Annotated in this window: 23 protein-coding genes; 1 reads left to right on the top strand and 22 read right to left on the bottom strand. The window is 65.7% G+C overall.

Annotated elements, in window-relative coordinates; genetic code table 11:
• Positions 1 to 111: 111 nt before the first annotated feature.
• Complete coding sequence (gene hslU / locus RMP10_RS10635) at positions 112 to 1,506, bottom strand: ATP-dependent protease ATPase subunit HslU (protein ID WP_310570267.1); 1,395 nt, start codon at positions 1,504 to 1,506, stop codon at positions 112 to 114.
• A 76-nt stretch (positions 1,507 to 1,582) separates the two neighbouring features.
• Positions 1,583 to 2,128: an ATP-dependent protease subunit HslV gene (hslV, locus tag RMP10_RS10630; protein WP_309670169.1), complete on the bottom strand. Its 546-nt coding sequence runs from the start codon at positions 2,126 to 2,128 to the stop codon at positions 1,583 to 1,585.
• Between the two features lie 9 nt (positions 2,129 to 2,137).
• Between hslV and RMP10_RS10625 the strand changes: the two genes are divergently transcribed.
• Positions 2,138 to 3,115 carry a threonine/serine dehydratase gene (locus tag RMP10_RS10625; RefSeq protein ID WP_310570266.1) on the top strand — a complete coding sequence of 326 codons (978 nt, stop codon included), beginning with the start codon at positions 2,138 to 2,140 and terminating at the stop codon, positions 3,113 to 3,115.
• A gap of 565 nt (positions 3,116 to 3,680) precedes the next feature.
• Here RMP10_RS10625 and xerC read toward each other — a convergent pair.
• The 20 genes from xerC to RMP10_RS10525 form a co-directional block, all read right to left on the bottom strand.
• Positions 3,681 to 4,670: a tyrosine recombinase XerC gene (xerC, locus tag RMP10_RS10620; RefSeq protein ID WP_310570265.1), complete on the bottom strand. Its 990-nt coding sequence runs from the start codon at positions 4,668 to 4,670 to the stop codon at positions 3,681 to 3,683.
• Between the two features lie 7 nt (positions 4,671 to 4,677).
• Positions 4,678 to 6,042, bottom strand: a complete 1,365-nt coding sequence (gene trmFO / locus RMP10_RS10615; RefSeq protein ID WP_310570264.1) for a methylenetetrahydrofolate--tRNA-(uracil(54)-C(5))-methyltransferase (FADH(2)-oxidizing) TrmFO — start codon at positions 6,040 to 6,042, stop codon at positions 4,678 to 4,680.
• Positions 6,043 to 6,691: 649 nt separating this feature from the next.
• The gene (gene topA / locus RMP10_RS10610) at positions 6,692 to 9,310 is read right to left on the bottom strand and encodes a type I DNA topoisomerase (protein WP_310570262.1); all 2,619 of its coding nucleotides are present in this window, start codon (positions 9,308 to 9,310) and stop codon (positions 6,692 to 6,694) included.
• A gap of 4 nt (positions 9,311 to 9,314) precedes the next feature.
• Positions 9,315 to 9,743, bottom strand: a complete 429-nt coding sequence (locus RMP10_RS10605; RefSeq protein ID WP_310570261.1) for a DUF494 family protein — start codon at positions 9,741 to 9,743, stop codon at positions 9,315 to 9,317.
• Between the two features lie 3 nt (positions 9,744 to 9,746).
• Positions 9,747 to 10,298 carry a shikimate kinase gene (locus RMP10_RS10600; RefSeq protein ID WP_310570260.1) on the bottom strand — a complete coding sequence of 184 codons (552 nt, stop codon included), beginning with the start codon at positions 10,296 to 10,298 and terminating at the stop codon, positions 9,747 to 9,749.
• Positions 10,295 to 11,485: a chorismate synthase gene (aroC, locus tag RMP10_RS10595; RefSeq protein WP_310570259.1), complete on the bottom strand. Its 1,191-nt coding sequence runs from the start codon at positions 11,483 to 11,485 to the stop codon at positions 10,295 to 10,297. The genes RMP10_RS10600 and aroC overlap by 4 nt, the downstream gene beginning before the upstream one ends.
• 195 nt (positions 11,486 to 11,680) lie before the next feature.
• Entirely contained in the window at positions 11,681 to 14,092 is a 2,412-nt protein-coding gene (locus tag RMP10_RS10590) for a hypothetical protein (protein WP_310570258.1), read from the bottom strand.
• Positions 14,093 to 14,114: 22 nt separating this feature from the next.
• Positions 14,115 to 16,364, bottom strand: a complete 2,250-nt coding sequence (locus RMP10_RS10585; RefSeq protein ID WP_310570257.1) for an AMIN domain-containing protein — start codon at positions 16,362 to 16,364, stop codon at positions 14,115 to 14,117.
• Positions 16,361 to 16,870, bottom strand: coding sequence for a hypothetical protein (locus RMP10_RS10580; RefSeq protein WP_310570256.1), 510 nt, complete (start codon positions 16,868 to 16,870; stop codon positions 16,361 to 16,363). The genes RMP10_RS10585 and RMP10_RS10580 overlap by 4 nt, the downstream gene beginning before the upstream one ends.
• Positions 16,867 to 17,490, bottom strand: a complete 624-nt coding sequence (gene pilO, locus RMP10_RS10575; RefSeq protein ID WP_309670183.1) for a type 4a pilus biogenesis protein PilO — start codon at positions 17,488 to 17,490, stop codon at positions 16,867 to 16,869. Before pilO ends, RMP10_RS10580 begins: the two co-directional genes overlap by 4 nt.
• Before the next feature lie 12 nt (positions 17,491 to 17,502).
• A complete protein-coding gene (locus RMP10_RS10570) occupies positions 17,503 to 18,258 on the bottom strand; it encodes a PilN domain-containing protein (RefSeq protein WP_309670185.1) in 756 nt (251 codons plus the stop codon).
• An 11-nt stretch (positions 18,259 to 18,269) separates the two neighbouring features.
• Positions 18,270 to 19,313 carry a type IV pilus assembly protein PilM gene (pilM, locus tag RMP10_RS10565; RefSeq protein WP_309670186.1) on the bottom strand — a complete coding sequence of 348 codons (1,044 nt, stop codon included), beginning with the start codon at positions 19,311 to 19,313 and terminating at the stop codon, positions 18,270 to 18,272.
• A gap of 223 nt (positions 19,314 to 19,536) precedes the next feature.
• Entirely contained in the window at positions 19,537 to 20,589 is a 1,053-nt protein-coding gene (locus RMP10_RS10560; protein WP_310570255.1) for a hypothetical protein, read from the bottom strand.
• Positions 20,570 to 21,424 carry a hypothetical protein gene (locus RMP10_RS10555; RefSeq protein WP_310570254.1) on the bottom strand — a complete coding sequence of 285 codons (855 nt, stop codon included), beginning with the start codon at positions 21,422 to 21,424 and terminating at the stop codon, positions 20,570 to 20,572. Before RMP10_RS10555 ends, RMP10_RS10560 begins: the two co-directional genes overlap by 20 nt.
• A gap of 35 nt (positions 21,425 to 21,459) precedes the next feature.
• The gene (locus tag RMP10_RS10550) at positions 21,460 to 21,840 is read right to left on the bottom strand and encodes a hypothetical protein (protein ID WP_310570253.1); all 381 of its coding nucleotides are present in this window, start codon (positions 21,838 to 21,840) and stop codon (positions 21,460 to 21,462) included.
• A gap of 57 nt (positions 21,841 to 21,897) precedes the next feature.
• On the bottom strand, positions 21,898 to 23,106 hold the full coding sequence (locus RMP10_RS10545) for an ATP-binding protein (RefSeq protein WP_310570252.1): 1,209 nt from the start codon (positions 23,104 to 23,106) through the stop codon (positions 21,898 to 21,900).
• 187 nt (positions 23,107 to 23,293) lie between these two features.
• Complete coding sequence (locus RMP10_RS10540; protein WP_309670191.1) at positions 23,294 to 23,668, bottom strand: prepilin-type N-terminal cleavage/methylation domain-containing protein; 375 nt, start codon at positions 23,666 to 23,668, stop codon at positions 23,294 to 23,296.
• A 296-nt stretch (positions 23,669 to 23,964) separates the two neighbouring features.
• Positions 23,965 to 24,339, bottom strand: coding sequence for a prepilin-type N-terminal cleavage/methylation domain-containing protein (locus RMP10_RS10535; protein WP_309670192.1), 375 nt, complete (start codon positions 24,337 to 24,339; stop codon positions 23,965 to 23,967).
• A gap of 319 nt (positions 24,340 to 24,658) precedes the next feature.
• On the bottom strand, positions 24,659 to 25,033 hold the full coding sequence (locus tag RMP10_RS10530) for a prepilin-type N-terminal cleavage/methylation domain-containing protein (protein ID WP_171223770.1): 375 nt from the start codon (positions 25,031 to 25,033) through the stop codon (positions 24,659 to 24,661).
• 314 nt (positions 25,034 to 25,347) lie between these two features.
• Complete coding sequence (locus RMP10_RS10525) at positions 25,348 to 25,719, bottom strand: prepilin-type N-terminal cleavage/methylation domain-containing protein (RefSeq protein ID WP_310570251.1); 372 nt, start codon at positions 25,717 to 25,719, stop codon at positions 25,348 to 25,350.

The raw sequence follows: 25,719 nt of genomic DNA, 5'->3' as shown, positions 1-25,719 counted from the left end.
CCCACGCTTTTGGGTCGGTTCACGGGTTCTGGCTACCTGGGGACCGAGTCGTTCACGGGCGTACAACGACTCTGACCCCTTGAAGCCGTTTGAAGCGCCTTGAGCCGCGCTTTACAGGATGTACTTCCGCAAATCCTCGTCTTCGCTGATCGACTTCAGTCGCTCCCGCACCATTGCCGCATCCACGATCACGGCATCCTTCCCGCGGTCGGGCAAGTCGAACAGCACGTCTTCCAACAGGGTCGTCATCACGGTGTGCAATCGGCGCGCGCCGATGTTTTCCATCCGCTCGTTTACCCGCGTGGCCACCCGCGCCAGTTCGGCGATGCCATCATCCTTGAATTCCAGCGACGCGCCGTCGGCTTCAACCAGCGCCGCGTATTGCTTGGTAAGCGCGTTCTCAGGCTCCGTCATGATGCGCACAAAGTCCTGCTCGGTGAGCGGCTTGAGCTCCACGCGAATGGGGAAGCGGCCCTGAAGCTCCGGAATGAGGTCGCTGGGCTTCGACACGTGAAACGCGCCGGCAGCGATGAACAGGATGTGATCGGTTTTCACCATCCCGTACTTCGTCTGCACGTTCGACCCTTCCACGATCGGCAGCAGATCGCGCTGCACACCTTCTCGCGACACATCGGGACCACCTCCCTGCCCTCGCTCGCCGGCGATCTTGTCGATCTCGTCGAGGAAGATGATCCCCATCGCCTCGGTGCGTTCGAGCGCATCGTCGGTGATGTCGTCGAGATCGATCAGCTTCTCGAGTTCTTCATCGAGCAGAATGCGACGCGCCTCGCTCACCTTAACCGTGCGGCGCTTCTTCTTCTTGGGCATCATGTCACGAAACCACTCGGCCATGCTCTCCATCCCCTCGTTGCCACCGGGGGTGGCCATGCCGGGCATCCCGGGGCCTGACTGCGTGACCTCGAGTTCGACTTCACGGCCGTCGAGTTGACCATCCAACAACAGCAGGCGCAGCTTGTCGCGCGTGCGCTTGTGGCGCTCCAGCGCCGCGTCATGCTCAGCCTTCACCTCCGGCGCGTCACCGGTGGCGACGGGAGGTACCGGCAGCAGCAGGTCGAGCAGCCGATCGTCAACCTTCTCGTTGGCGAGGTCCTCGATTTCCGACTCACGCTCGGTGCGCACCATGTCGATGGCGCTCTCGATGAGATCGCGCACCATGGATTCGACATCACGCCCTACGTAGCCGACCTCGGTGAACTTCGAGGCCTCCACCTTCGTGAACGGTGCCCCCGACAGCTTCGCCAGACGCCGCGCGATCTCGGTTTTCCCCACGCCAGTTGGGCCGATGAGGATGATGTTATTGGGCGAGATCTCCTCGCGGATCGCTTCCGGCGCCCTCTGACGGCGCCACCGATTGCGCAGCGCGATCGCCACCGATTTCTTGGCATCGGCCTGGCCGACGATATAGCGATCCAGCTCCGCCACGATCTGCCGCGGCGTGAGGTCGGCGAGCCGAGCAATTGCCTGTTGGGTGCGAGGTGAGGGCATGCCGAACGCTAACGAGCGTCGTCGCTTTCGGGGATGTCTCTGCGACGCCGAGTTGTCCGCCGGCGGTAGCGACCGGTTAGGCGGTCGGTTCGAGCACCGTGATATTGGTGTTCGTGTAAATGCAGATCTCCCCGGCGATCGTAAGGGCTTTCTGCACGATTTCGGCTGGCGAGAGCGCCGTTTCGCGCACGAGCGCGCGGGCGGCCGCCTGCGCGTAGGCACCGCCGGAACCAATGGCGAGAATGCCGTCGTCGGGCTCGATGAGTTCCCCGTTGCCGCTCAACATGAAGCCGTGATCGACGTCAGTCACGATCAGCATGGCTTCGAGACGACGCAATACGCGATCGCTGCGCCATTCCTTGGCCAGTTCGACCGCAGCCTTGGGGAGATTGCCCGGGAAGCGATCGAGCTTCTCCTCGAACTTCTCGAAGAGCGTAATCGCGTCGGCTACGGAACCGGCGAAACCGGCGATCACACGGCCGCCCTTGAGGGGACGAACCTTGACGGCCTGCGACTTGGCGATGGTATCGCCAACGGACACCTGCCCGTCGCCGCCGATGGCGACGCGTCCGTTGCGACGCACCGCCAGGATGGTGGTAGCTCGAATGATTGGGAGAGGCATATTTGAGGAATGTACCCCATCACCTACGACGACGTACTGGCCGCCCGCGTTCGGTTGCGCCGGTATCTGGACCCGTCCCCGGTCCGGCACTACCCGCCATTGGACGAGCTCGTCGGACACGGCATCCGCGTGCTCGTGAAGCACGAGAATCACCTGCCGACGGGCAGCTTCAAGGTGCGAAACGGGACCTCGTCGATCATGGCGCTATCAGACGAGGACGCGGCCCGTGGCGTGATCGCCGCCACGACCGGCAACCACGGGCTTGGACTCGCGTGGTCGGGCGCGCAACGAGGGGTGTCGGTCACCATCTGCGTGCCTCGTGGCAACAACTCGGAGAAGAGCGCGGCCATTCGCGGTCTGGGGGCCACGCTGATCGAGGTGGGCGATCGCTACGACGACACGGTGGCAGCGTGTCGCGAGTTGGCCGAGCGCGATCGCAAGACGTTGGTACACTCGACGAATCACCACGAGGTGATTTCCGGTGCCGCCACGATGACCGCGGAATTTCTGGAGCAGACGCCGGATCTCGACGCGATCATCATTGCGCTGGGCGGCGGCTCGCAAGCGGTTGGAGCGGCCGTCGTGCGCGATGTACTCAAGCCCGATCTCGAAGTCTACGCGGTGCAGAGCATCGGCGCGTCGGCGCAGCATGATGCATGGCACGACGGCGTGCCACGTTCGGGGGCGCCGGTGCAGACGTTCGCCGAAGGGATCGCGACGGGTTCGACGTACGAGCTCACGTTCCCCGCGCTGCGCCACGGACTCGAGGAGTTCGTGGTGGTGAGCGAAGCGGCCATCGCGCAGGCCGTTCGCGACTTGTGGCGATTCACGCACAATCTGGCCGAAGGGTCGGGCGCGACGGGGCTGGCCGGCTTGCACCTGCTGGCGCCGCGACTGGCGGGACGCACGGTCGGCATTGTTCTCTGCGGCGGGAACCTCGATGCCGCTCGCGCGGTCACTGTTTTGTCTGGTGGCACACCGGTTTGAGTTTTGAGTTGATGGTGTGCTTGCGGATGGGTGATGGTCGGCGATGCACCTCCCTTTCGCCGCTTGCTGCGGGCGGGACGCGCCGGTGCGCCGCGCGGGTGAGGAGCGGCCGCCCGCAGAGGCGGCTGCAGGGAGGTGCACCGCCGACCTACCTGGGGCTGGGGGAGCACACTGCTCGGGGCTCGAGGGTGGCGTGCATACGGAGGCGTCGTGTCGCGCGCGCGTCGTCACCGTGATTGCCGTCGGGCTTTTCGTCTGCTCGTGGTTCCCCGCGCTTACTCACCCCCGTAACCGCGCGCCGGAGCCCCTCTGAGGGGCGGGTCTGACTGCAAACGACGCGGGCGTGATTCCCGACCACCACTGCGAGTGTAGCCGCTCGGCCCGTGGGGCTCCACGGCGGCTCTCTGCGAGGGCCGCGCTGCACTCTCGCGGCACGCCCACGATGCACCCCGCAGAAAAGCCGACGGGGAGTTCCTCACGGGTCGACGCGGCGTGCGCGCCCAAACCGGCCACCGCACGCACCACGACCAAAGCCGAAAGCACACCGCCGTCACACACAGAAAACTCAGGCGCGCGGGTGCGCCTGCCTATAGACCTTTTTGAGGCGCTCGACGCTGGTGTGCGTGTAGATCTGCGTGGTGCTGATGCTGGCGTGACCGAGCAGTTCCTGTACGGCGCGCAGGTCCGCACCGCCATCAACCAGGTGCGTGGCGAAACTATGACGCAGTGAGTGCGTGCTGAGCCCTGCCCCTTCGTCGACGGCGGAGAGTAGCTGCGCGACGGCGTGCTGAATAGCACGTGGGCTCATGCGCCCGCCGCGTTCGCTCAGAAACACCGCACCGCGCGCAGGCTTCTTGGCGCTGTCTTTGAGCTTCGCGAGCAGGGCGTCGCGCCTCACGAGATAGTTGCGCAGTGCGCGCTGGGCGTGATCACCAAGGGGAACGATGCGCTCTTTGCGGCCCTTGCCACGCACCTTCACCTGCTGGGCGACGAGATCGAGATCGCCGAGGTCGATGCCGCGCAGTTCGGAGAGTCGGAGGCCGCTCGAGTAGAACAGCTCGAGCATCGCGAGATTGCGCACGTCGGTGAACTCGAGGCTCTGGGCGCGCGTCGCGGCGTGTTCGAGTAGTGTGTCGGCCTGCCGTTTGTCGAGATACGCCGGGAGTGTGCGCGGCAATCGCGGTGACTTGACGGCTCGCGCCGGATTCACGTCGACGCGTTCATCGCGGTGCAACCAGCGATAGAAGCTGCGCACGGCCGAGAGCTGTCGCGCGACCGAACGCTTGGCGAGTCCGCGGCGCGTGCAGTGCGCCATGAAGCCGCGGATCTCCGTGCGTCCGAGCTCGTTCCACTTCCACCCGTTGATGCCGCGCGTGCTGGCCAACCAAGTGGAGAATTCGCGCAGATCGCGACGGTACGCGGACGTGGTATTGGGCGAGAGGTCGCGCTCTTTCGTGAGATGGACGAGGAATTCGTCGATCTCGGCGGGGAGTGCCTGATCGGGGAGGGCCGTGTCCGGCACCGCCGGTTCGGCGGGCGCGACCTCGTCACTCATTGGCGCATCACCCGCGAATGGCCGTCGGAACGATGCCCGCATCGTCACGCCACGCGGACATCGCCGTGAGCGCGCGCTCCGCGAACAGCTCGCGCTTCTTGGCCTTGTCCTTCAAGAGCTTCGGCGCGACACCTTCGAGGTCGTCGAGTAACCCGAAGTTCGCGTTCATCGGCTGGAAGTGCTTGGGGTCGGCTTCGCGCATGTAGCGATACAGGGCGCCCATCATCGTGGCGGGCGGCGGCACGACCGGCTCGCGTCCCTCCATCTGCCGCGCGAGGTTGATGCCGGCCAAAAGACCGGTGGCGCTGCTTTCGGTGTAGCCTTCGACGCCGGTGATCTGTCCGGCGAACATCAGCTGCGGCGCGTCGCGCAGCGACAAGTGCGACGACAGCGCCGCGGGCGCGTTCACGTATGAGTTGCGGTGAATGGAGCCGAAGCGCAGAAACTCCGCTTCGGCCAAGCCGGGAATCATGCGGAATACCCGTGCCTGCTCCGGGATACGGAGCCGCGTCTGAAAGCCGACCAGATTCCACATGCGGCCGCCCCGATCTTCCATACGCAGCTGCATGACGGCATGCGGACGCGAGTTGGAGCGCGGGTCCTGCAATCCGATGGGCTTCATCGGCCCGAAGCGCAACGACTCCCGTCCGCGCCGCGCCATCTCTTCGATGGGCATGCACCCCTCGAAGTACGGCACGGCGTCGAACTCGTGCGCGGTGAACTGGTCGGCGGTGGTCAGCGCGTCGATGAAGGCTTCGTACTCGTCGCGCGTGAAGGCGCAGTTGAGATACGCCCCTTCCTCACCGGCGCCGTCCATCGTTTCCTTGCCCCAGCGCGAGGCCCGAAACGCAATGTTCTGATCGATCGACTCGAGCGAGACGACGGGCGCAATCGCATCGTAGAACGCGAGCGACTCGACACCGAGCCGCGCGCGGATGGCATCGGCCAACGCATCGGACGTGAGCGGTCCGGTCGCGATGATGCCGACATCGGGGAGCGCCGTGACTTCCTCGCGCGACACGCGGATGCGCGGGTGTGCATGGATGCGATCGTGTACATGCTGTGAGAAGATTTCGCGGTCGACGGTGAGCGCCGAACCACCCGGCACGCGCGACTCATCGGCGCAGTCGAGAATCAATGAACCCAGCTGCCGCATCTCGGCCTTCAGCAGGCCGTGCGCGTTGGTGGTCTCGGTGCTCTTGAACGTGTTCGAACACACGAGCTCACCGAGCTTCTCGGTGCGATGCGCGGCGGTGCCGCGCACGGGGCGCATTTCACTGATCACCACCGCGTGCCCGCGCTCAGCGAGCTGCCACGCGGCTTCACTTCCGGCGAGCCCGCCGCCGATCACATGCACTTCGTTGGATGCCATGCGTGTAGTCTAACGGCTCGCGCTTTACTTGGGTTCGTGGTGCGCGCGGCGGCTCGGTCGGTGTGGACGCTCGTGCGGCATCGGGGAGCACCCCTTCGCCGCTTGCTGCGCGTGCGGTCGGACGTCGGTGCCGAGCCATGGGATCACGGCGCCCACGCAGCGGCGGCGGCGGGGCGTCCCCGTGCCGAACGAGCTACACGGGGGTGGGAGGCGCACCAGCGCTCGTGTGCGCCGCCGCGGTGGTCCGTGCGCGCGACACACGCATGGCCGAGCCTGACCAGCGCAGATCGGCGGCGGGGAGGGACCACGGCGAGCCGCGGGGCAGTCGTCGGCGTCAAGGGAAGGGACCTCGCGCACTTTGCCGCCACGACGACCTTCGGTGCGTTCGGCGGGGTCGTGGTACGCGTTCGACGCAGCCCGTCCCGGCCCGCGGGTCCCCGCGGCGAATCTCTGCGGGGGTGACGCCGGCGCCGGAGCGCAGCGACAGGCGCACGGCCACCCCCGCAGCAATTTCGCCAAGGGGATCCCACGGGTCGGGCCGGGCGTCTCGCGCACACCACAGCCCACAGCCCGAAGCCCACAGCAAAACGGCCGCACCAGGCATCAATGCCAGTGCGACCGTTCCACGATCTATCCAACGCACGCCGAATCAGGCGACTTCGGCCACCAACTCGGCTTCGTCCGGGCTCGGCACATCCCACTCGTTCGCGCACTTGAGACACTTCCGGAACGCGCCGCGGGTCTTGTTACTCTTGGCCTCAGCCCCCACGTACCCGCACTCCGGACACGTCTCGGCCACGGGCTTATCCCAGACCACAAAATCGCAGTTCGGATAATTCTCGCAACCGTAGAACGCCTTCCCGCGCTTCTTGCTGCGCCGTTCGGCAATTTCTCCGCCGTCCTTGGGACACTTCACGCCGGTGGGCATGCTGCGCGTGCCACGGCACTTCGGGAACTTGGAGCAGCCGAGGAAGTCACCCGAGCGACCGTGACGCACCACCATCGGTTCGCCGCACTCCTGACACATGTACTTCGTGAGCTCGGCCGGCTTTTTCTCGCCCTTGATCGGGCGCGTGTACTTGCACGCCTTGGGATGATTCTCACAGGCCACGAACGGTCCGAAAAATCCACCCTTGGCCACCAGCTTGCCGCCGCAGTCGGGACACTTTTCGGTGGCGAGCGCCGACAGGTCGTACGCTTCGCCGATCAGGACGTCGAGATCGTTGTCGTTGAGTGTCGCCTGAAACGGCGTCCAGAAGTCGGTGAGCGCGCGCACCCACCCCAGCTCGCCGTCCGCGATCTTGTCGAGTTCCCCTTCCATCTGCGCCGTGAACTGCACGTTGAAGATGGCGGGGAACTTCTTGACCATGACCTTCTCCACCGTCTCGCCCAAGGGCGTGGGAAAGAAGCGGCGCTGTTCGAGCAACACATAGCGCCGTTCGGCCAGCACCGAGATGATCGACGCGTACGTGGACGGACGACCGATACCGAGGCGTTCGAGCTCCTTGACCAACGAGGCTTCGGAGAAGCGCGGCGGCGGAGCGGTGAAGTGCTGCGTCGGCGTGATCGCCTTGACCGGTACCGACTCGTTGAGCTCGAGGTACGGCAACGCCTGCTCGTCTTCGAGCGCCTTGCCGTCGCCCTCTTCGCGCGCTTCGCGATAGAGCGTGAGGAAACCGTCGAACTTGATGACGGAGCCCGTGGCGCGGAACAGGTACGCGCGTCCCTGCGTCGGGATGTCGAAGTCGACCGTCGTGGTATCGAAGACGGCCGGAGCCATCTGCGACGCGATGAAGCGCTTCCAGATCAGTTCATACAGCTTGAACTGGTCGGCCGTCAGCTTCTTGGCGAGACGATCATCGGGACGGCGCGTGGGGTCGGTCGGACGCACGCCTTCGTGCGCGTCCTGCGCGTTCGCCTTGCCGCTCGGGTAGAGCTGCATGCCGGCCGCTAGGTACGAGTCGCCGTATTCTGCCTTGAGCCAATCGCGCGCCGAGCCAGCCGCGGTCTCGGAAACACGCGACGAGTCGGTACGCATGTAGGTGATGAGACCGACCTGGCCCTCTTCCCCACCCACGTCGATGCCTTCGTACAGATCCTGCGCGAGACGCATGGTGCGCTTGGAGCCGAAGCCCAACTTCTTGGCGGCTTCCTGCTGCAGCGTGGACGTGGTGAACGGGGCTGCCGGATTCTTCCGCTTCTCGCGACGCTTGACTTCGGTGACGGTGAACTGCGTGCGGCCCTTGAGGTCGGCGAGAATGCGCTCGGCCTCATCGCCCGTCGGGATCTCCGGCTTGCTGCCGTCGATCTGATGCAGCTTCGCGGTGAACGGTTGCGTGCCCTTCTGCAGATCGGCCGCGATGCTCCAGTACTCGACCGGCGTAAACGCGCGGATCTCGCGTTCGCGCTCCACGATGATGCGCAGCGCCACGGTCTGCACGCGACCGGCCGAGAGCCCCTTCTTCACCGTCTTCCAGAGCACCGGACTGGCCTTGTAACCCACGAGGCGATCGAGGACACGACGAGCCTGCTGGGCATCGACCTTCTTGTTGTCGATATCCATCGGGTTCGCCATCGACTCCTTGACCTTGTCCTTCGTGATTTCGTGGAACATCACGCGGCGAATCGGCGCCGTGACGGCGTACCGGGGCGGCTGCGTAAAGTATTGCTCCACGTGCCAGCCGATAGCCTCACCTTCGCGGTCAGGGTCGGTGGCGATGAAGATCTCGCGGGCGCCCTTCGCGACTCGCTTGAGTTCGGTGAGGATGTCTTCCTTTCCCTCGATCGTGACGTAGTCGGGGGCGAAGCCATGCTCGATGTCGATGCCAAGCTTCTTGGCGGGCAAATCTCGGACGTGACCCACCGTGGCCTTCACCGTGAAGCCCTTTCCGAGGTACTTGCCGATTGTCTTGGCTTTGGCCGGGGACTCGACGATGACCAGCGTCGTACCACCGGCGGGCGCGGGTTCTTCGTCATCGGGTGGGGCGTCGTCGATTCGCGAGCGGCTGCGGGCCTTGGTGCTGGCGGCCTTCTTGACGGCGGTCTTCGAGGCGGCCTTTTTCGCGACGGCCTTCGAAGTGGACACGCCCGACGTTTTGGCGGCCGATTTGCGAACAGGCGTCGCCACAACGACCGGGCTGGCGGCCGTCGCTGTGGACTTCTTCACCGTTTTCTTGGCAGCCTTCTTGGCCACTTTCTTGACGGCTTTCTTCGCCGCGGGCTTGGCTACGCTGGTAGCCGCCGCGGTCGTGCCCTTCTTGATTGGCATCAGATCAGTGTACCTGGGAGCGCTCGCCGTCCATCGCCCCGTCATCGAGCCCCACGTCCTCCGCGATACCACGGATGTCCGCGAGGTTGATGCGGCCGTCGATATGGACCAGCGCGCGCTCCACCAACTGCTCAAAATCGTTGAGATTCACCGCTCCGGAGCCACCCAACATGACCAGGTAGCCCCAGGCTTCGGCGGTAAACCGTCCGCGCTCGTGCGGCCCCTGAACCCGGAGCGGCGCGTGGCGCGACATCTCAGAACCACCCGATCCGCGGGGTGGTGCAGTATCGCTATAAAGAAGTGAAAGGATCTCACCAATCTGTCGCCGGTCATATCCTTGCAACGAGAGATACGCCTCGACCTCCACGACATCCGTGTCGGCCGCGAATCGTTCGCGCAAATCATCGATGACAGGCGTCCACCGATCGTTCATCGCCTAACCTATCCCCAGAGTCCCGTCGTGGGCAAGCGCCACCACAGAATCAATAAGTCGTTGTGAATCAACAGCTTCCACGTTTACAGTCACGTCGGCTAGGGCGTACAGCCCAGATCGCCGGTCCCAGAGTGACTGCATGGCCATAGCCGGGTCCGCTTGAGCGAGCAACGGCCGCACGATCCGGGACCGGGTGAGACGTCGCAGCGCCTCCTTCGGGGAAATCTGTAAATGAATGATACGCCCCGGCGGACGCAGGAGTGCCATGGCGCCGGGAATGGTCACCCAGCCGCCCCCTGGCGCAAGCACCATCGGTGGCGCCGCCGCCAGTTCCAGCGTGAGGGCATATTCTACTTTCCGGAACGCCGCTTCTCCTCGTTCGGCGAAGATGCGGGCCACCGACAGGCCCTCCCGCTTCTCGATCTCGGCATCGAAATCCAGAAACGGACGCGACAGACGTTTCGCGACCGCACGCCCGACGGTGGACTTGCCGGATCCCGGCAGCCCGACGAGCACGAGATGCCCATCGATCTGAAGGCCGGCCGGCTGGGTCACCCCACCCGCTCGTCGAGGCGGGCCAGATAGGCGTCGACGTTCCGACGCAGCTCACCCAGCGAATCGCCGCCGAACTTTTCCAACAGCGCATCGGCCAGCACGAAAGCGGCCATCGCTTCGGCGATCACCCCCATCGCCGGTACCGCCGTGACGTCGCTTCGTTCCGCAACGGCCGAGGCCGCCTGTCCAGTGGCGACATCAACCGTACCAAGCGGACGCATCAGTGTCGAGATGGGCTTCATGGCCACTCGGATGACCAGTTCCTCGCCGGTCGTCATGCCACCTTCGGTGCCACCCGCGCGATTCGTCTTCCGACGCACATGGCCCATGCGGGTGTTCCCCGGCGCGGCCTCGATCTCGTCGTGCACCTCGGCGCCGGTGCGGCGAGCCGTCTCGAAGCCGAGCCCGATCTCGACACCCTTCACCGCCGGGATGGACAGCATGGCCTGGCCGAGTCGCCCATCAAGTCGTCGGTCCCACGATACGTGCGACCCGAGGCCGACCGGTAAGCCGGTGACGACGACTTCGCAGATGCCACCAAGCGTGTTGCCTTCCTTCTTGGCGGCGTCAATGCGCGTGATCATTTCCGCCTCGGCGGCGGGATCGAGTGTGCGCAGCGGCGACGCATCGGACGCGGCGTTGATGTCGCTTGGCATCACCGCGGGACGGGCCGCATCAACCCCGCCAAGGTGCACGAGGTGCGAACCGACCTGGATGCCCAGTTCGCGCAGAAGCACGCGGCAGACCGCCCCTGAGGCCACGCGCGCGGTCGTCTCGCGAGCCGACGCGCGCTCGAGAATATCTCGGGCATCGGTGCGATCGTACTTGAGCAGTCCGGTGAGGTCCGCGTGCCCCGGACGCACCCGGGTCACCTGCCGCTTCCGCGGTCCGTCAGCGTCGGCCTCGCGCGGTGCCGGATCCATGATCTCGAGCCAGTTCTTCCAGTCGCTGTTGCGGATCAGCATCGAGATCGGCGAGCCGAGGGTCTCGCCAGCGCGCACGCCGGACAGGAACTCGATGCGATCGGTTTCGATCTGCATGCGGCGCCCGCGTCCATAGCCCTGCTGACGGCGGGCGAGGTCGGTGTCGACGTCGCCCGCCAGTAGCGGAACGCCGGCGGGCATGCCTTCGAGGATCGAGACGAGCGCCGGACCATGTGATTCGCCGGCGGTGGTAAAGCGGAGCATGAGTGTACGAAGCAGACGGATGGACGCCGGTGGCTCCGAGGTCCGTGTCACAACGTATGACGCGACACCGCTCGATGGGAGCGTTGTGACGCACGAACGTTTCATCATGCGGCGGGGCCAACGCAACACGGCCCCGGAGCGAATGCCCCGGGGCCGTGCCGTTCAGTCTGCGCGATCGACTGCGTTCGGCGACGGTTACTGACAGGTCGTCGTGAAATTGTCAGGCAGTGCCACCACCGTTACTCCGCGGATCGTCGCGCCGACCAGCACCAGCTGGCCATTCGGACGCGTCGTGGCGCGCACCGGACCGATGATCGGGTCGCGGATCGGGATCGACGCGATCTTGCGATAGCAATACGTATCGAATACATCGATGACCGGCTCGCTCGAGGCGACGAACGCGAGCCGTGTCCGGAGCGTCGAGTTGGCGCCCGTGTTCAGCGGGTGGAAGTCGAGTCCACCACCGCTCGGCCGTGACTGCAGGATACCCTGCAGACGAAGCGTGCGGTCGAACAGGTACGTGGAGTCGCCCTTCACGGCATTCAGCTCGCCGTCGAAGTTGACGCCGACACCCTGGACGCGGGAGAAGGTGTTGGCCACGAAGTCGCTCACGTCGATCGGACGGGAGATTCCCTTGTCGATCACAGGAACCGGCGGCGTGGAATCGAAGCCCATCGTCGCGTCGTACGTCATGGCGCGACTGCCGAGCACCGCTCCGCCTTCACCGAACACGGCGCGCCGGAAGTTTCCCGAGCCGCGTACGAATGTGGTGTCGCGGAAGGCCAACCGGTCGAGCCGAACCACGATGGAGTAGTCGAAGAAGCCACCGTTGCCGTTCGAGACGCGCTGCTTGTACGGGAGAAGGATCGAGTCCTTCCCGAACCCGCCGGCGGCGTAACGCTCGATCTCGAGCGTGTCCGAGCGTCCCACGGATTGGCCGATGGCCTGTTCGAAGAAGAAGTGCGACGTGCGCTTCGTCAGGTTCTCCCAGCGAATCGTACCCTGGTTCGGGAACGGGACCGACTGGCCGGGCGTGGGCGTGGTGGAGTACACCGCGATCACATCCTTGCAAGGCGCACCGGGCGTGTTGGCGCCGTCGCAGGTCGCCGCGATGTACTGCGGACGATCGCTGAAGTCGTACACCGTGCGCTGCGTCATCGGCGCATCGGTGGCCTCGGAACGTACGGTGGTGATGCTGTACGCCACGATGTTCGGCAGTGCATAGCGAAACACTTCGCGTCCGGTCGTGCCGGTTCTCAAGTCGACGTAGCTGAGGTTCGTACCGCCGGAATTGGCGACGAGCAGCGTGTCGGCCATGACGCCGTCACGGTTGCGCGGCCAAGGCGCGATGCCCCACGGACGCGAGCCCACGGCGATCGGCGTGCGGAACGTCGAGTCGGCCAGGTTGTAGACCTCGAGCCAGTTACGCTCGATGTTCGACAGATAGATCCGATCGGTGCGCGGGAAGTAGAAGGCATCGGCGACCTGTCCACCGCTCGGCAGCGGACTCGTGTAGCCGGCGACCACCGACACCGTATCGAGGCGCAGCGCACCCGAGGTGAAGCGGGCGACGTCACGACGACCATTCGCGTTCCGGGCAAAGCCCGTGACCGTGACAAGCGTCGGGAACACCGTGACTGGCACCCGGGAGCGAAAGGTGCGAACCAATGTCGAGAAACCACCAGTCGAGGTCACGGAGTCGGCGACGATGAGCTGGCCGGTGAGACCGCGCACTTCGTAGCCGAGCACCGAGATACCGACGGGGTCGGTGGCTTCTACGAAGATCGTGTCCTGCACTTCGAGGCGCGAGGCAACACCCGTGCGGACAATCGGAACCGTGGTCGCATTTGCCGGACTCTGCACCGCGTACTGCACGGCGGTACCCAGCACGCGCTGGTTGAGCGAGTCGGTCACGAACGGCGTCACGGTGATGATCTGACCCTTCACGGTATCCGGCACGACGAGCGTGTCGAGGACGGCGACCGAGTCCTTGAGCGGATTGCCGAACGACGCGGAGTCCTTCACGTTGTACGCGCCGGTGATTTCGTAACCAAGCGTGCGTACTTTGTAGCGCGCCTTGCCGGAGAACGAGATCACGAGCGACTTGCCGCTCACAACCGGCGATCCGGTGACCGGGCTGGTCACGACCGCTTGGGGCGGCTCGAGATTGCCGACGGTGAGCGCCACACGCGACGTATCCGAGACGTTGCCGGCGCCGTCGATCGCGACCGCCCGTGCATTGACGGTGGCGCCGAGCGGAGCATTGTTCGGCACCCTGATGTTGACGTTCACGGTGAGCGAGGTCACGGCGCTCGTCATGACGGTATCGTAGGTGGCGCTGATGCCGCCGGCCAGGAGCACGCGCACGCGCTTCAGGCCGATGTTGTCCGTCGCGTTCACGGTCATGGACAGCATCGTGTCCGCGACCGTGTTTCCCTTCGCCACCTGGACACGCGGCACGATCGTGTCGCGGAATGGCGGATCGATCACTTCGTCACCGCTGCACGCGCCAAGGGCGGTCAGTGCGACTACTGCCGCGAGGGCAAGTGGTCGTGCGGTGCGACGTGTGGGCCGCAGCGAACTGCGGCCGGCGATGAAATCAAACATGAGTATGTGAGTCCTCGTTGCGTCAGCGGCTCGGCGGGATCGCGCCATCATCCAGGATGTGCGGGGTCACCAGGATGAGCAGGTCGCGCTTCGTTTCGTTCTTGGAGTTCTGCGAGAACAAGCGACCGACGAACGGGAGATTCATGAGAATCGGAATGCCACTGCGGAAGCGGTTGGTCTCGGTGACGGTCAGGCCGCCGATCACGGCCGCCTCGCCATCCGCCACGAGCACCTGCGATTCGGCACGCTGGCGGTTGAAGATCACGCCCACGTCGGTGGCCGCGATTTCCGCACTCGAGTTCTCCGCCTTGATGTTGAGGAGCACCATGCGATTGTTGGTGATCTGCGGGGTCACGGAGAGCTTGATACCGGCTTCTTCCTTCGATACCGTGGCGCGGGGGAAGAACGCCGCCGCGTTGGGCTGGCCCTGTCCGCCGCCACCACCGCCGCCACCGCCGCCACCGCCCTGACCGCCGCCACCCGAGCTCGCGTCGATCACGCGGATCGGGATTTCCTGTCCAACGAAGATCTCGGCGCTGCGATTGTTCAGGATCGTGATGCTGGGCTCCGACTGCACATCAGCCAGCGACGAGGTCTGCAGCGCGTTGAGGAACGCAGTGAGCTGATAGCGACCGAGTGCCGTGCTGTAGATCAGATTGAGCGCGTTCGGCTTAATGGCGTTGTTCGCGTTGGCGATACCGGCGAGGGCATTGCCGCCGAGCGCGATACGGGCCGGTCCTTCGTAGGCCTTGCCACCACCGGTCGCATCCGGCACGCCGTCGCCGTCGGTATCAACCGCGGTCAGCGTGTTCGGATCGATGCGCGGCACGAGCTGCTGGAAGAACTGCTTGTTCCCGGTGCCCAGATCGTAGGCGAGTCCGATGTCCGTAATGCCGGTGCGATTCACGAAGATGATTTTCGCCTTGATCGCGACCTGCGGCGTGCGGACGTCGAGCTGCTGAACGCGAGCCACGATTTCCGGCAAACGCGACGGCACTTCGGTGATGATCAGTTTGTTGGTCGCGCTGTCGGCAGCCACCGAGCCGCGAACGACGCAGCCCTGACCGGCGGTCTGATCTTGCTGACCACCGCTGCCACCGCCACCTTGATTCATCGGCATGCCCATGTCACGGCCAGTGGCCATCGTGGTCAATCCGGTACAATCACGGGCGAGCAGCTGCTGCACGGTACCGCGCAGCACTGCAGCCTTCGAGTAATTGATGTCGACGATCTGCGTCACAAGCGGCTCGAGGGCCTGATTCGTGGCGAGATTGCGGTAGCTATCGACCGTGATGATGCCGCTGGCATCTTCGGTGGCGGCGAGCCCCTGCGCCTGCAGGATGGCCTGGAGGGCAACGTCCCACGGCTTGTCGGCGATATCGGCAGTGACGTCTCCCGACACATCCTTGCCGACGACGATCGTGCGTCCTGAGAAGGTGGCGAAGGCGGCAATCACGTCGCGGATGTTCGTGCCATCGTAGCTGACCGTGATGCGCGGCTTCTGCTGCTGCCGGCGCGCGGCGGCCATCGACGAGACCGTCGCCGGCGTGCGGGCCGTAAGCGGATCGCCTGAGTGATCATCGAGCACCACCGGCTGTGGGCCGGCCTTCACGATGGGCGTCTCGACCTGCTTCACTTCCACCGGCTTGACCTCGACCGGCTTGGCTTCAATCGGCTTGGCCTCGACCGGCGCGGCCACCGGCGCGACGACCGCGGCCGAAGGTGCCGGATGCTCGAGGCGTCCGGCCGCGACCTGCGACGACAACTCGCCGCCGATGTTGTTGGAACCCCAGCGAGCGAACGCGACGGCCGGTGCGCTCAAGGCAATGCGCACCGAGCCGCCTTCGCGGACGACGGTGTAACTGCGCGAGCCGTCCAGATCGATGACCAGGCGGACGGTATCGGCGCGGTACTGCGACAGGCGCAGGTTGCGCACCGGCCCACGAGCTTTACCGTCGTAGTTGGAGCGAATGGCCAGATTTGCGCCACCGAGATCCACGACGATGCGGGACGGATTATCGAGCGTGAAGTGCTTGAGCGTGACGCTCGAATCGATGGCGAGGACGATGTCGGCACCCGCCGACGCCGGGGCGACGGCGATGCCGAGGACGCGTCCACGCGTCGGCACGTCAGTTGGTGAGGTGATGGCCACATGGGCCGAGGGGGCAGTGTATCCCGCATATCCATCTGCGGGGGCGTTCACGTGGGCCAGCGCGAGCGCGCCGGGGGCCAGGAGCGCGGAGATCACTGCAACGGTCGTCGGTCCCATCATGGGTTCCTCACTTTCGTCGTGTCGCTGCTGAGTGGCAGCGTTTCCTGCCGGTTAAATCCGAATTCTTCGATGGTGAACTGCACGGCTTTCTGTCGAATGGCGGATACGCGCAGCCGTCCGAGCTGCTGACCGACGCGCACGCGGTACTGCTGCTTCGAATACGTGTCGCGCAGGATGGCGACCGAGTTGCTGCCGGCGCCGACGGGGTCGAACGCCACGGCGGTGAGACGCAGATCGCTGAGCAGCGGACGCACATCACTGCTGCTCATGAGCGACTTGTAGGGATCGCGCCGTCCGCCACCGCTATACGCGAAGGTTTCGCGCTGCAGCGTGATCTCGGTCGGCATGCCCGCCGTCTTCTTCGGCGAGGCACTGGGCCCGACGGTGCCGGCGGACTCGCCGGACACGGTGCGGGCCGGGGTGGGGCGAACCGACTGCTGCGCATCGGCGGTCAGCGCGGCAGCACTGAGCGCGAGCGTGGCGACGACAATGGTGAGGCGCTTCATGACGAACGCTCCTTGGCGGCGGGCTTGGCCGGCGTCGTCTTCTCGACGTAGGTCTGCAGCGTGATCGTGGAGGCGAGCGCGCCCTTTTCCGACGTCTTGATCGCGTTGCGCGGGGCGTTGGCGCCCGAGCCGGCGACGATCGAGAAGTTCACCGGCGCCACGATGCGCGCCAGCGAACCGACGTTGGCGAGGAACTCGCCGAACTGGTGGTAGCCACCGATGATGGTGACGGTGTAGCGGTACGTATCGAAGCGCTCACCGAGGATGACCGGCTCGGGCGTCACGCCGCCGACGTCGAGACCGGCGCGGCGGGCCGCCGTGCTGACCTCTTCGAGAAGCGCCGGCACTTCGTTGCCAGTGGGCACGAGGCGTCGCATGACCAGCAGCGCGGAACGATTCTCCGCCGCCTGGACACGCAGGTTCTCGATGCTGCCCGACGCGAACTCGCGCGCAGCGCGCTGATTGGCGTCTTCGAGCTCCGCGACGCGGGTGATGTCGGACGCGAGCTGCTCTTCGCGGGCGGCATACGGATAGATGTAGTACGCCGCGGCGAGGGCGAGGGCCGCGAAGCCGATCAGCAGCTTGATCTGATCGCGCTGGGTCTGAGGAAGGAGTGCCATTGTTATCTCGGGTCAGCGCACGGGAACGACGAGGGGCGAGGTCCGCACCACACCCGGAGGCGGCACTTCGTACTCCGCCGACAATTCGAACTGCGTTACATCCTTGCCTTCGACGATGACGATCTCCGACTTGCTCAGCGAGACCCGCTGGATGAACGGCGAACTCTCCATCTGCCGCATGAACATCGTGAGCGCTTGGATGTCGACCGTCTGTCCGACAACGCGGAAGGTGAGCGGCGGATGGACCTCGATGGTGTCCTGCACCACCGCCGCCTTCTTCGCCTTCGCGGCTGCCGTGGCCGGCACCGGTGTGGTGACCCCGGCGAGCGTGTCGGCGCCGGGCGGCAGCGGCGCCTTGCTCGTCTGCTCGAGCGTGGTCAGCCACGTGTAGGCCGGCAGCGCGCGGCTGATCTCATCGAGAATGTGCGCCCAGTTGTAGCGGTTCTCGTCGATCGTGCGGATGATCTGCAGCTGACGCTGCACCGAGTCACGCTCGGCGGTGAGCTTGCGGCGCGCGTCGAGCACCTTGGAGTAGCGCGTCGAATCGCGCACCGCGCGATCGAGCTTCTCCGTGACTTCGCCGGCGCGCGCGTTCTGCGCGGTGAACAGGAGACCGACGGCAGCGAAGGCGACGACGACGGCACCGGCCGCGCCCACGAGCCACGGATCGCGCACCGACGCACCGATGGACCCGAGCGAGCCGGCGAGACTGCCGACACCGCGCGATGTCTTCTTCGAGCCCGGGAGGAGATTGATTTGGAGCATCATGGTCGGATTCCTCAGGCCGCGGCGCGGAGCGCGAGTCCCACCGGCAGCATCAGCAGCGGGGCGACTTCATCGGTGGACAGGAACTCCAACGCGCCCTCACGCACGGTGATGCGGGCGAGAGCGTTGGCCGGCTGAACCGGAATGCGCAGGCGATCGGACAGCCACGCCAGCAGGCCCGGCACGCGCGACCCACCGCCGCACGCGTACACCGCGCGGATCTGGCCGAAGTTGCGTGACGATGACGCGAGGAATGTGGCCGCGCGCTCGAGGCCGACCGCCAGTTCTTCGCCGCGCATGGCGATGGTACCGTCGAGCAAGGCCGAGCGATCGAAGCCGCGCAGCATGTCTTCGGCCTCTTCCCCGCTGATGCCGTGCTCGCGCTGCACATCCTCGCGGAAGCGACGCGTGCCGACGCCGAGATCACGCGTCAGAATGGGCACGCCCTCGTCGAGGATGTTGAGGTTCGTCTGCTCGTTACCGATGTTGAGCAGCGCGACCGTGCCGTTCATGGCATCGGGATGATTCGCTTCGAACGCATTGTGCAGGGCGAAGGCGTCGACATCGATTACCGAGGGCGGAAACCCGGCATCCTCGAGGAGATGTCGCTTCGCTTCCACCAGATCGCGCTTCGCCGCGACGAGCAGCACGCTCATGTCGAGACCGTCACCGTCCGGATCGAGCACCTGGAAGTCGAGTTCGACGGAGTCCATGTCGAACGGCACGTGCTGTTCAGCTTCCCACCGCATCAGCTCACGCGCCTGCGCTTCCTTCACCCGCTCGATCGAGATCTTCTTGACAATCACGTCGCGTCCGCCCACGGCCGCCACGAGACTCTTCGTCTTCACGCCGGTCGCTTCGAGCGTCTGGCGGATCGCATCGGCGACGATGCCGTGATCCATCACTTCGCCTTCGACAATTGCCGTGTCGTTGAGCGGCGTGATGACGACTTTGACGAGCTCCGGCGTGGGTCCGCTGTGGTCGATGACCACTGCCTTCACAAGACCAGAACCGACATCGAGTCCGACGGTGATTTTCTTTCGGCCGAAGAGCGCCATGGCTGTAGGGGTTGTTCTGGTGGTTTGGACGCTGCCGTTCGGCGCTGAGCGCACCGAGGGGACAGATTGACCTGCCTTCACCGGGCATGTCATCCTTCAAACGACCGTCCCCTCACGAGGTAACGCCCTCTACTAGGGGAACGGCCGGTACGACTGCCCACACCGTGACAGTGCCGGCCCGTTCTCGGATCCTTCGCAATCGGGCGTTCTGACCGCTCAACGGTCAGTGCAACGGCGAATACCAGCGTGAGAATGGCTGCGCGCGTGGCACCGCGATCGTGGCTAATGCCAGCTGTACGGCGCAGCGATCGTATCGCAGTGCGGTCTGGTCGCCGAGTTGCACCGAGGGATGTCCGAGTGACGCGACGATGAGCGCACCGCGAATGCGGAGCGCCGCGCCGCGCACGTCGAGGTGTCCGCGCACCACCACGACGCCCTCGACGTCGAGCCGTCCCGACACGACGAGATCACCGTTCACCGCGAGCAGGCCGCGCCATTCCGACGGCGCCCGCACGGTGACGACCGGCCCATCGAGTAACAGGGCATGCCAGCCGCGTGACGCCGTCAACAGCTGCGGCGTGGAATCCGATACGCGGACAGGGCTCCGGGCCCTCAGGGAGAGCCACGCCCGCTCGAACGTCGCACGCACCGCTGCGGTATCCGCGAGCGTCTGTGACGCCGGAAGGGTCGTCCATGTTCCGCCGCCCGACGCGCGTAGCGCACTCGAGGCCACCGGTACGAGCGAGAGGGTGTCGCGCAATGCCCCGCACGCATCGCTGCCATCGGCGAAGTCGCGTCCGTCGATCGTGGTTGGATCCTGTCCGTACACGGCGGCGATCGCGGTGAGTGCGCCAACGATGGGCAGTACCGGCGGCTCGAGCGACACGACGCGAGTCACGTGTCGTCGGACAAGGCCGGGCGTCCCTCGTGGCTCGAGTGCCACATCAGCCGTCAACCACGCGGCCAGCGGGTGCGTGCGGGTGATCCTCACGCGCACGCTATCTCCCACGGCCGTCGTCAGGCGCGTCGAGATAGTCGCGCCTGGTGGCAGTGCCGCCAGCGAGTCGGCGGGCCACGCATCGAGCTGCAGCGCCACCCCTTCGTCGCCGGCAAACTGTGCGCGCACCCCGTTGGCGGCCAAGCGCGTAGCGCGATGCCCGCGCCAGCTCGTGCTGATCGCCGCCAGCGCGAGGACGGCGACCATTGCCGTCGCCACCACGACGAACGGCAGAACGAACCCGGCGCGCCGAGCGCGTTCAGCGGCGGCGCTGCGCACTTTCCGCCCGAAGTACCACCTCAAAAGCAGCTGTATCTCGACGCGCTGCGGTGCGCCCGTCTGGTGCGCGATCGGCGCGGAGTTCGATGCGCACGGCGGCGGCGTCCGCGATACGTAGCGTGGGGGTACCGGTGCCGTCGAGCAGTCGTGCTGTCATTCCGCGCTGTGTGGGCGATAAAAGCGGCCCCGCCACAGGCTGGACGACATCCCACACACCGCCGGTTCGTGTGCGCCGGCCCACGTACCACAGGACACCGCTGCGATACAGTGTCAGTCGCCTGCGGCGATGCACCGCGACCGGCGCGCCGATCGCAAGCGCGGACGGACTCGCGTCGGTCAGAGTGAGGCGCACGGTTCGTCGATCGGCCCATCCGGCCATCCAGGGCGAGGCGTTGCACGCCGCCCCCCAGCTGATGTCGCGCACGGTCGTGCGGTGTTCGATGAGCGACGACACACTATCTGGGTTCGTACGCCACAATGACAACGCATCACCGATCTGCACGCTGCTTGCCCACGACACGCCACGTGCCTCGGTGGGGTCCGCGGACACCATCTCCACACGATCGCTGCTGCCGGGTAACCCGACGGCGGCCGCGCACGCCACGCCCGCACCGACGAGTGCGTCAAACTCGATCGCCGTGTCACTCAGTACCTGGATATCACCGGCGCGCAGCGGCCGCAGCTCACTTTCGAATGCGGCCTGCGCATGGCGCAGTTCGCGAGCACCGCCCTGCGACGATTCGGCTCGGCGCGCCAGCCGCCAGGCGCCGATCAACGTGGCTGCCGCGGCGACCGCGAGCAGCGCAGCGATCGGGAGCGCAACCAGCAGCTCCACGAGCGAGCCTCCGCGTCGACGGCGCGCGCCGCGACTCATCGGCACCGGGCCGCGCTGCTGACGCGCAACTCGCGCGAGGCATCAGTGGCCAGCGCCGACGCGATCCAACGCACGTTGACCCGACTGCGATGTAGCGCGCCGTCGCTTGTCAGGGCCTCATCGACGCGCAGTCGAGCCGTCGGCCACCGCGTGATGGCCACGCCGCCGGCAGCGGTATCGCACGGCGCCAGCAACGCACGCCCGGCGGCGTTCGCCTGCTCACGCTGGGCACGGGCCAATTGGAGCGCATCGTCGCCCAGCGTGGCCATGGAAACCGACGTGGTCGCGAGCACCAGACTGGCGATCGCCACCAGCACGAGCGCCATGAGGCACTCGATAAGCAAATGCCCGCGACGCGGGCGAATCGGGGAAGGCATGGCCGCACAGTAGCGCGACCACGCCCCCGAGGTGTCACCGAAATCGAGCGCGCTGGATCATACCACCGCAGGTCGTTCGCCCGACGTGAGCGCCGGAAGCCCGCTCGATCCTGAATGCAGCGGCAGCAGAATCACGAACGCCGCACCACCTTCGCGCGCGCGTTGCACCCAGATCGTACCCCCAAGATTCTCGATCGTACTGGCCACGATCGCGAGCCCCAGTCCGGTGCCCTTGCCCGGCTGCTTCGTCGAGAAGAACGGCTCGAAGATGCGCTCCTCGTCTTCTGGCGCGACGCCAGTGCCCGAATCCGCCATGACGATCTGCAGGAAGCGCGACGGCGACTCCGGGCGGGAGAGCCAGGCCAGCGCGCGCTTGCTGGGCCGGTGCGTCCAACGCTGCGGCGTCGGGTCGGTGCGGCGCTTGTCGATCGCTTCCGTAATCGACTCGGCGTCGTTGATGCGACTGTTGATCACCACGTCACCCTCGCGATCCATGGCGTCGACCGCATTGAGCAGCAGGTTCACGAAGACCTGCTCGAGGTCATGCCGCTCGGCGTACACGATGCCCTCGGGCGCTTCGAGCCCGCGCGTCACGCGGAAGCGGCGCACGATCCCTTGATCGTTGAGCAGCCGAACGACGTCGTCGATCACCTCATCCACCACGATAGGCTTCGGCGTGAGACGTCGCGGCCGTGCGTAATCGAGCAGCCCACGCATGATGCGGTCAATGCGCGTGATCTCGTGCTCGAGCGCGTCGATCGGTTCCGCGGTACCCGGCACGTCCGCGGTGCGCATGCGCAGCACGTGCGCGTAGTTTGCGATGGCCGACAACGGATTGCCGATTTCGTGCGAGATGCCGGCGGCGATGCGGCCCATGGTCGCCAATTTCTCGATCCGCATCCGCGACTGCGTGGCCGCCAGCATCTGCTCGGTCATGCGATTGATGCTGGTGGCGAGTTGCGCGAACTCGTGGGTCTGTCCGACCGGCACCCGGCGGCTGTTGTCGCCGTCGGCAATCGCTTCGGCCGCTTCCACACATTGGGCCAGCGGAATCTCGACCAGCTCGACGACTTGTCGTCGAAGCACACTGACCCACACGATCGACACCAGGACCACCAGCAGCACGACGAGCGGCCACCGGAGGTACGGGGGAAGGTATTCGGTGACCCACATGGTCAGGATGATCGCCGCCAGCGCACTGCCGCTGGCGAGGACGAGCACCTGCTTGAGTCGTTGATGGATGCGAGGAGTCGGGATGGCGAGCACCTGCGGAGGATGCGTGCCGCGAGCGTCCGTGGCAACGGGGTAGCAGCATCACGGGTGAAATCCCAGCATAGCCAAGAGGGGCCGAGCATCTGCTCGGCCCCTCTCGCGAGGCCCGCGGTGACCCGCGACGCCTCGGTGCTACCTCGTGAGTGCGACCACGCGCACCGCCGATGCAGTCACGCCTGTCTTACTTGCAGGTGGCGCCGCCCGGCTGGCCTTCGGCGAGGCCGGCCGGCGTGCTGGTGCCCGTTCCGATCGAGCAGGTCGCGCCCGCCGCGTTGGCGTGCGTGGCGGTACCAGACCAACCCGTCGCTGCGCCAACGAAGGTCAGCGAAACGCCCGACGAACCGGTCGGTGCCGCATAGCCGGCGTACGTGTTGTTGTCCGAGAAGTACGCTTCGGCCGACGATACCATGTTCTTCAGGTCCGACTTCATGGCCGTCACGTACGCCTTGCGCTTGGTGTCGGCAAACTTCGGGATCGCGATCGCGGCGAGAATGCCGATGATCACGACGACGATGAGAAGTTCGATGAGGGTAAAGCCCTTGCGCGTGCGCTGCATGATCCGTCTCCATTCGGGGGGTCCGACCGGGCCTCGATGCCCGTTTCGTTGACTCGATGAATGGCAACGTGCGTACCACCGCGCGCAGTTCGCGCAAGCTATTGATGCTGAACGCTTTCCATTCGTGACGCGCGGAAGGGCCGGCGCGCGATTGCTTTCATTTCGCGAATTTCACGCAATGTGCAACGGCATCTCCACGTGCGCACACCACGTACGCGTGACCACCAACGACAAAGGGGTCGGGCAAGAGCCCGACCCCTTTTACGCGCGGCAGCGGCGCTACGCCGCCACGGCCATTACTTGCAGGTGGCGCCGCCCGGCTGTCCTTCGGCGAGACCAGCCGGCGTGTCCGAGCCAGCGCCGATCGAACAGGTAGCGCCGGCCGCGTTCGCATGCGTCGCCGTGCCCGCCCAACCCGTCGCCGAACCCACGAACGTTAGCGAGACACCCGATGAACCGGTCGGTGCCGCATAGCCCGCGTAGCTGTTGTTATCCGAGAAATACGCTTCAGCCGACGACACCATGTTCTTCAGGTCCGACTTCATGGCCGTCACGTAGGCCTTGCGCTTGGTGTCGGCGAACTTCGGGATCGCGATCGCGGCGAGAATGCCGATGATGACGACGACGATCAGGAGTTCGATGAGGGTAAAGCCCTTGCGCGTGCGATTCATGATGAGCTCCGTAGAAGAAGGCGCGCGAACCAGATGCCCGCGTCGTCGACTGGCATCAAGGCACAGCGCGTACCACGCGCACGCACCGGCACAAGTCGCTCAAATCAATGGTGTTACGAGTTCGCCGCGAACACCGCGTGTCGCGGACACCCTGTCATTACGCGATCTTTCCGCAGAATGCCCTGATTCGCCCCGAGTCACGCGGATCGCTGCCGACGAGGGGAGCGGGAACGGCAAAGGGGCCGAGCAAACGCTCGACCCCTTCCCCCCTTCAGGTTGTCCTACACGAGGCGAAGCAGTGCTTCGCCATCGTGAGACATTACTTGCAGGTCGCGCCGCCCGGCTGGCCTTCGGCGAGGCCGGCCGGCGTGTCCGTGCCAGCACCGATCGAGCAGGTGGCGCCGGCCGCGTTCGCATGCGTCGCCGTGCCCGCCCAACCCGTCGCCGAACCCACGAACGTCAGCGAGACACCCGACGAACCCGTCGGAGCCGCGTAGCCGGCGTAGGTGTTGTTGTCCGAGAAGTACGCTTCCGCGGACGACACCATGTTCTTCAGATCCGACTTCATGGCCGTCACATACGCCTTGCGCTTCGTGTCCGCAAACTTCGGGATTGCGATCGCGGCAAGAATGCCGATGATCACGACGACGATCAGGAGTTCGATGAGGGTAAAACCCTTGCGAGTGCGCTTCATATGACTTCTCCAGTGGGGGTCTAGCGACGCTGGTCACCCGTGGTGGTGTCCGACGCGACACCATGGCTTATGGCAACTGCCTTGCCAGGTTGATGGCACCACGCTAACCCACTGTCATTGAAACACTTGCACCATTTCAACGCCCGCGTGCTCGGCGCACCGCGTCTTGCCTTTCGCAAGGTTCTTTGCAGCGTGCAAGGACCGTCGCGCCCAGAGCATTTTGCGCGCATTCCGGCGGTGTAACGACCGTGCGCTACGCGTGACAAACGGGCCACGCGTGACGTGCCACCTTCACGTGCCACGCGCCGCGAGTGCTACTGGCAGACCGCTTCGCCCGGCGCGTTCGCCGCGAGCGACGACCCGGCCGCAATGGTGCAGACGACGCCTGGTACGCCCGCATGTGTCGCCGTCGCAGACCATCCCGACGCCGTCCCGACGAAGGTGAGCGTGACACCGTCCGACCCCTGCGGCGCCACGACACTCTCGTACGAGTTGTCCGACGTGTAGCGCGACTCGGCAACGGTGGCGAGTCCGCGCAGATCCGACTTCATCGCCGTCAGATAGGCCCGGCGCTTCGACTCACCGAACTTCGCAATCGCCACCGACGCCAGAATGCCGATGATCAGCACCACGATCAGCAATTCGATGATCGTGAAACCGGTGCGGCGTCGCATCCGTGTGGGCAT

The organism is Gemmatimonas sp. (assembly GCF_031426495.1).
Taxonomy (GTDB): Bacteria; Gemmatimonadota; Gemmatimonadetes; order Gemmatimonadales; family Gemmatimonadaceae; genus Gemmatimonas.
Note: the sequence above shows the minus strand (reverse complement) of the source record. Positions and strands in the feature narration are given on the sequence as shown.

Coding starts and splice junctions, on each gene's coding strand:
- hslU (WP_310570267.1), bottom strand. CDS start 1,506: ATGCCCTCACCTCGCACCCAACAGGCAATTGCTCGGCTCGCCGACCTC.
- hslV (WP_309670169.1), bottom strand. CDS start 2,128: ATGCCTCTCCCAATCATTCGAGCTACCACCATCCTGGCGGTGCGTCGC.
- RMP10_RS10625 (WP_310570266.1), top strand. CDS start 2,138: ATGTACCCCATCACCTACGACGACGTACTGGCCGCCCGCGTTCGGTTG.
- xerC (WP_310570265.1), bottom strand. CDS start 4,670: ATGAGTGACGAGGTCGCGCCCGCCGAACCGGCGGTGCCGGACACGGCC.
- trmFO (WP_310570264.1), bottom strand. CDS start 6,042: ATGGCATCCAACGAAGTGCATGTGATCGGCGGCGGGCTCGCCGGAAGT.
- topA (WP_310570262.1), bottom strand. CDS start 9,310: ATGCCAATCAAGAAGGGCACGACCGCGGCGGCTACCAGCGTAGCCAAG.
- RMP10_RS10605 (WP_310570261.1), bottom strand. CDS start 9,743: ATGAACGATCGGTGGACGCCTGTCATCGATGATTTGCGCGAACGATTC.
- aroC (WP_310570259.1), bottom strand. CDS start 11,485: ATGCTCCGCTTTACCACCGCCGGCGAATCACATGGTCCGGCGCTCGTC.
- RMP10_RS10590 (WP_310570258.1), bottom strand. CDS start 14,092: ATGTTTGATTTCATCGCCGGCCGCAGTTCGCTGCGGCCCACACGTCGC.
- RMP10_RS10585 (WP_310570257.1), bottom strand. CDS start 16,364: ATGATGGGACCGACGACCGTTGCAGTGATCTCCGCGCTCCTGGCCCCC.
- RMP10_RS10580 (WP_310570256.1), bottom strand. CDS start 16,870: ATGAAGCGCCTCACCATTGTCGTCGCCACGCTCGCGCTCAGTGCTGCC.
- pilO (WP_309670183.1), bottom strand. CDS start 17,490: ATGGCACTCCTTCCTCAGACCCAGCGCGATCAGATCAAGCTGCTGATC.
- RMP10_RS10570 (WP_309670185.1), bottom strand. CDS start 18,258: ATGATGCTCCAAATCAATCTCCTCCCGGGCTCGAAGAAGACATCGCGC.
- pilM (WP_309670186.1), bottom strand. CDS start 19,313: ATGGCGCTCTTCGGCCGAAAGAAAATCACCGTCGGACTCGATGTCGGT.
- RMP10_RS10550 (WP_310570253.1), bottom strand. CDS start 21,840: ATGCCTTCCCCGATTCGCCCGCGTCGCGGGCATTTGCTTATCGAGTGC.
- RMP10_RS10540 (WP_309670191.1), bottom strand. CDS start 23,668: ATGCAGCGCACGCGCAAGGGCTTTACCCTCATCGAACTTCTCATCGTC.
- RMP10_RS10535 (WP_309670192.1), bottom strand. CDS start 24,339: ATGAATCGCACGCGCAAGGGCTTTACCCTCATCGAACTCCTGATCGTC.
- RMP10_RS10530 (WP_171223770.1), bottom strand. CDS start 25,033: ATGAAGCGCACTCGCAAGGGTTTTACCCTCATCGAACTCCTGATCGTC.
- RMP10_RS10525 (WP_310570251.1), bottom strand. CDS start 25,719: ATGCCCACACGGATGCGACGCCGCACCGGTTTCACGATCATCGAATTG.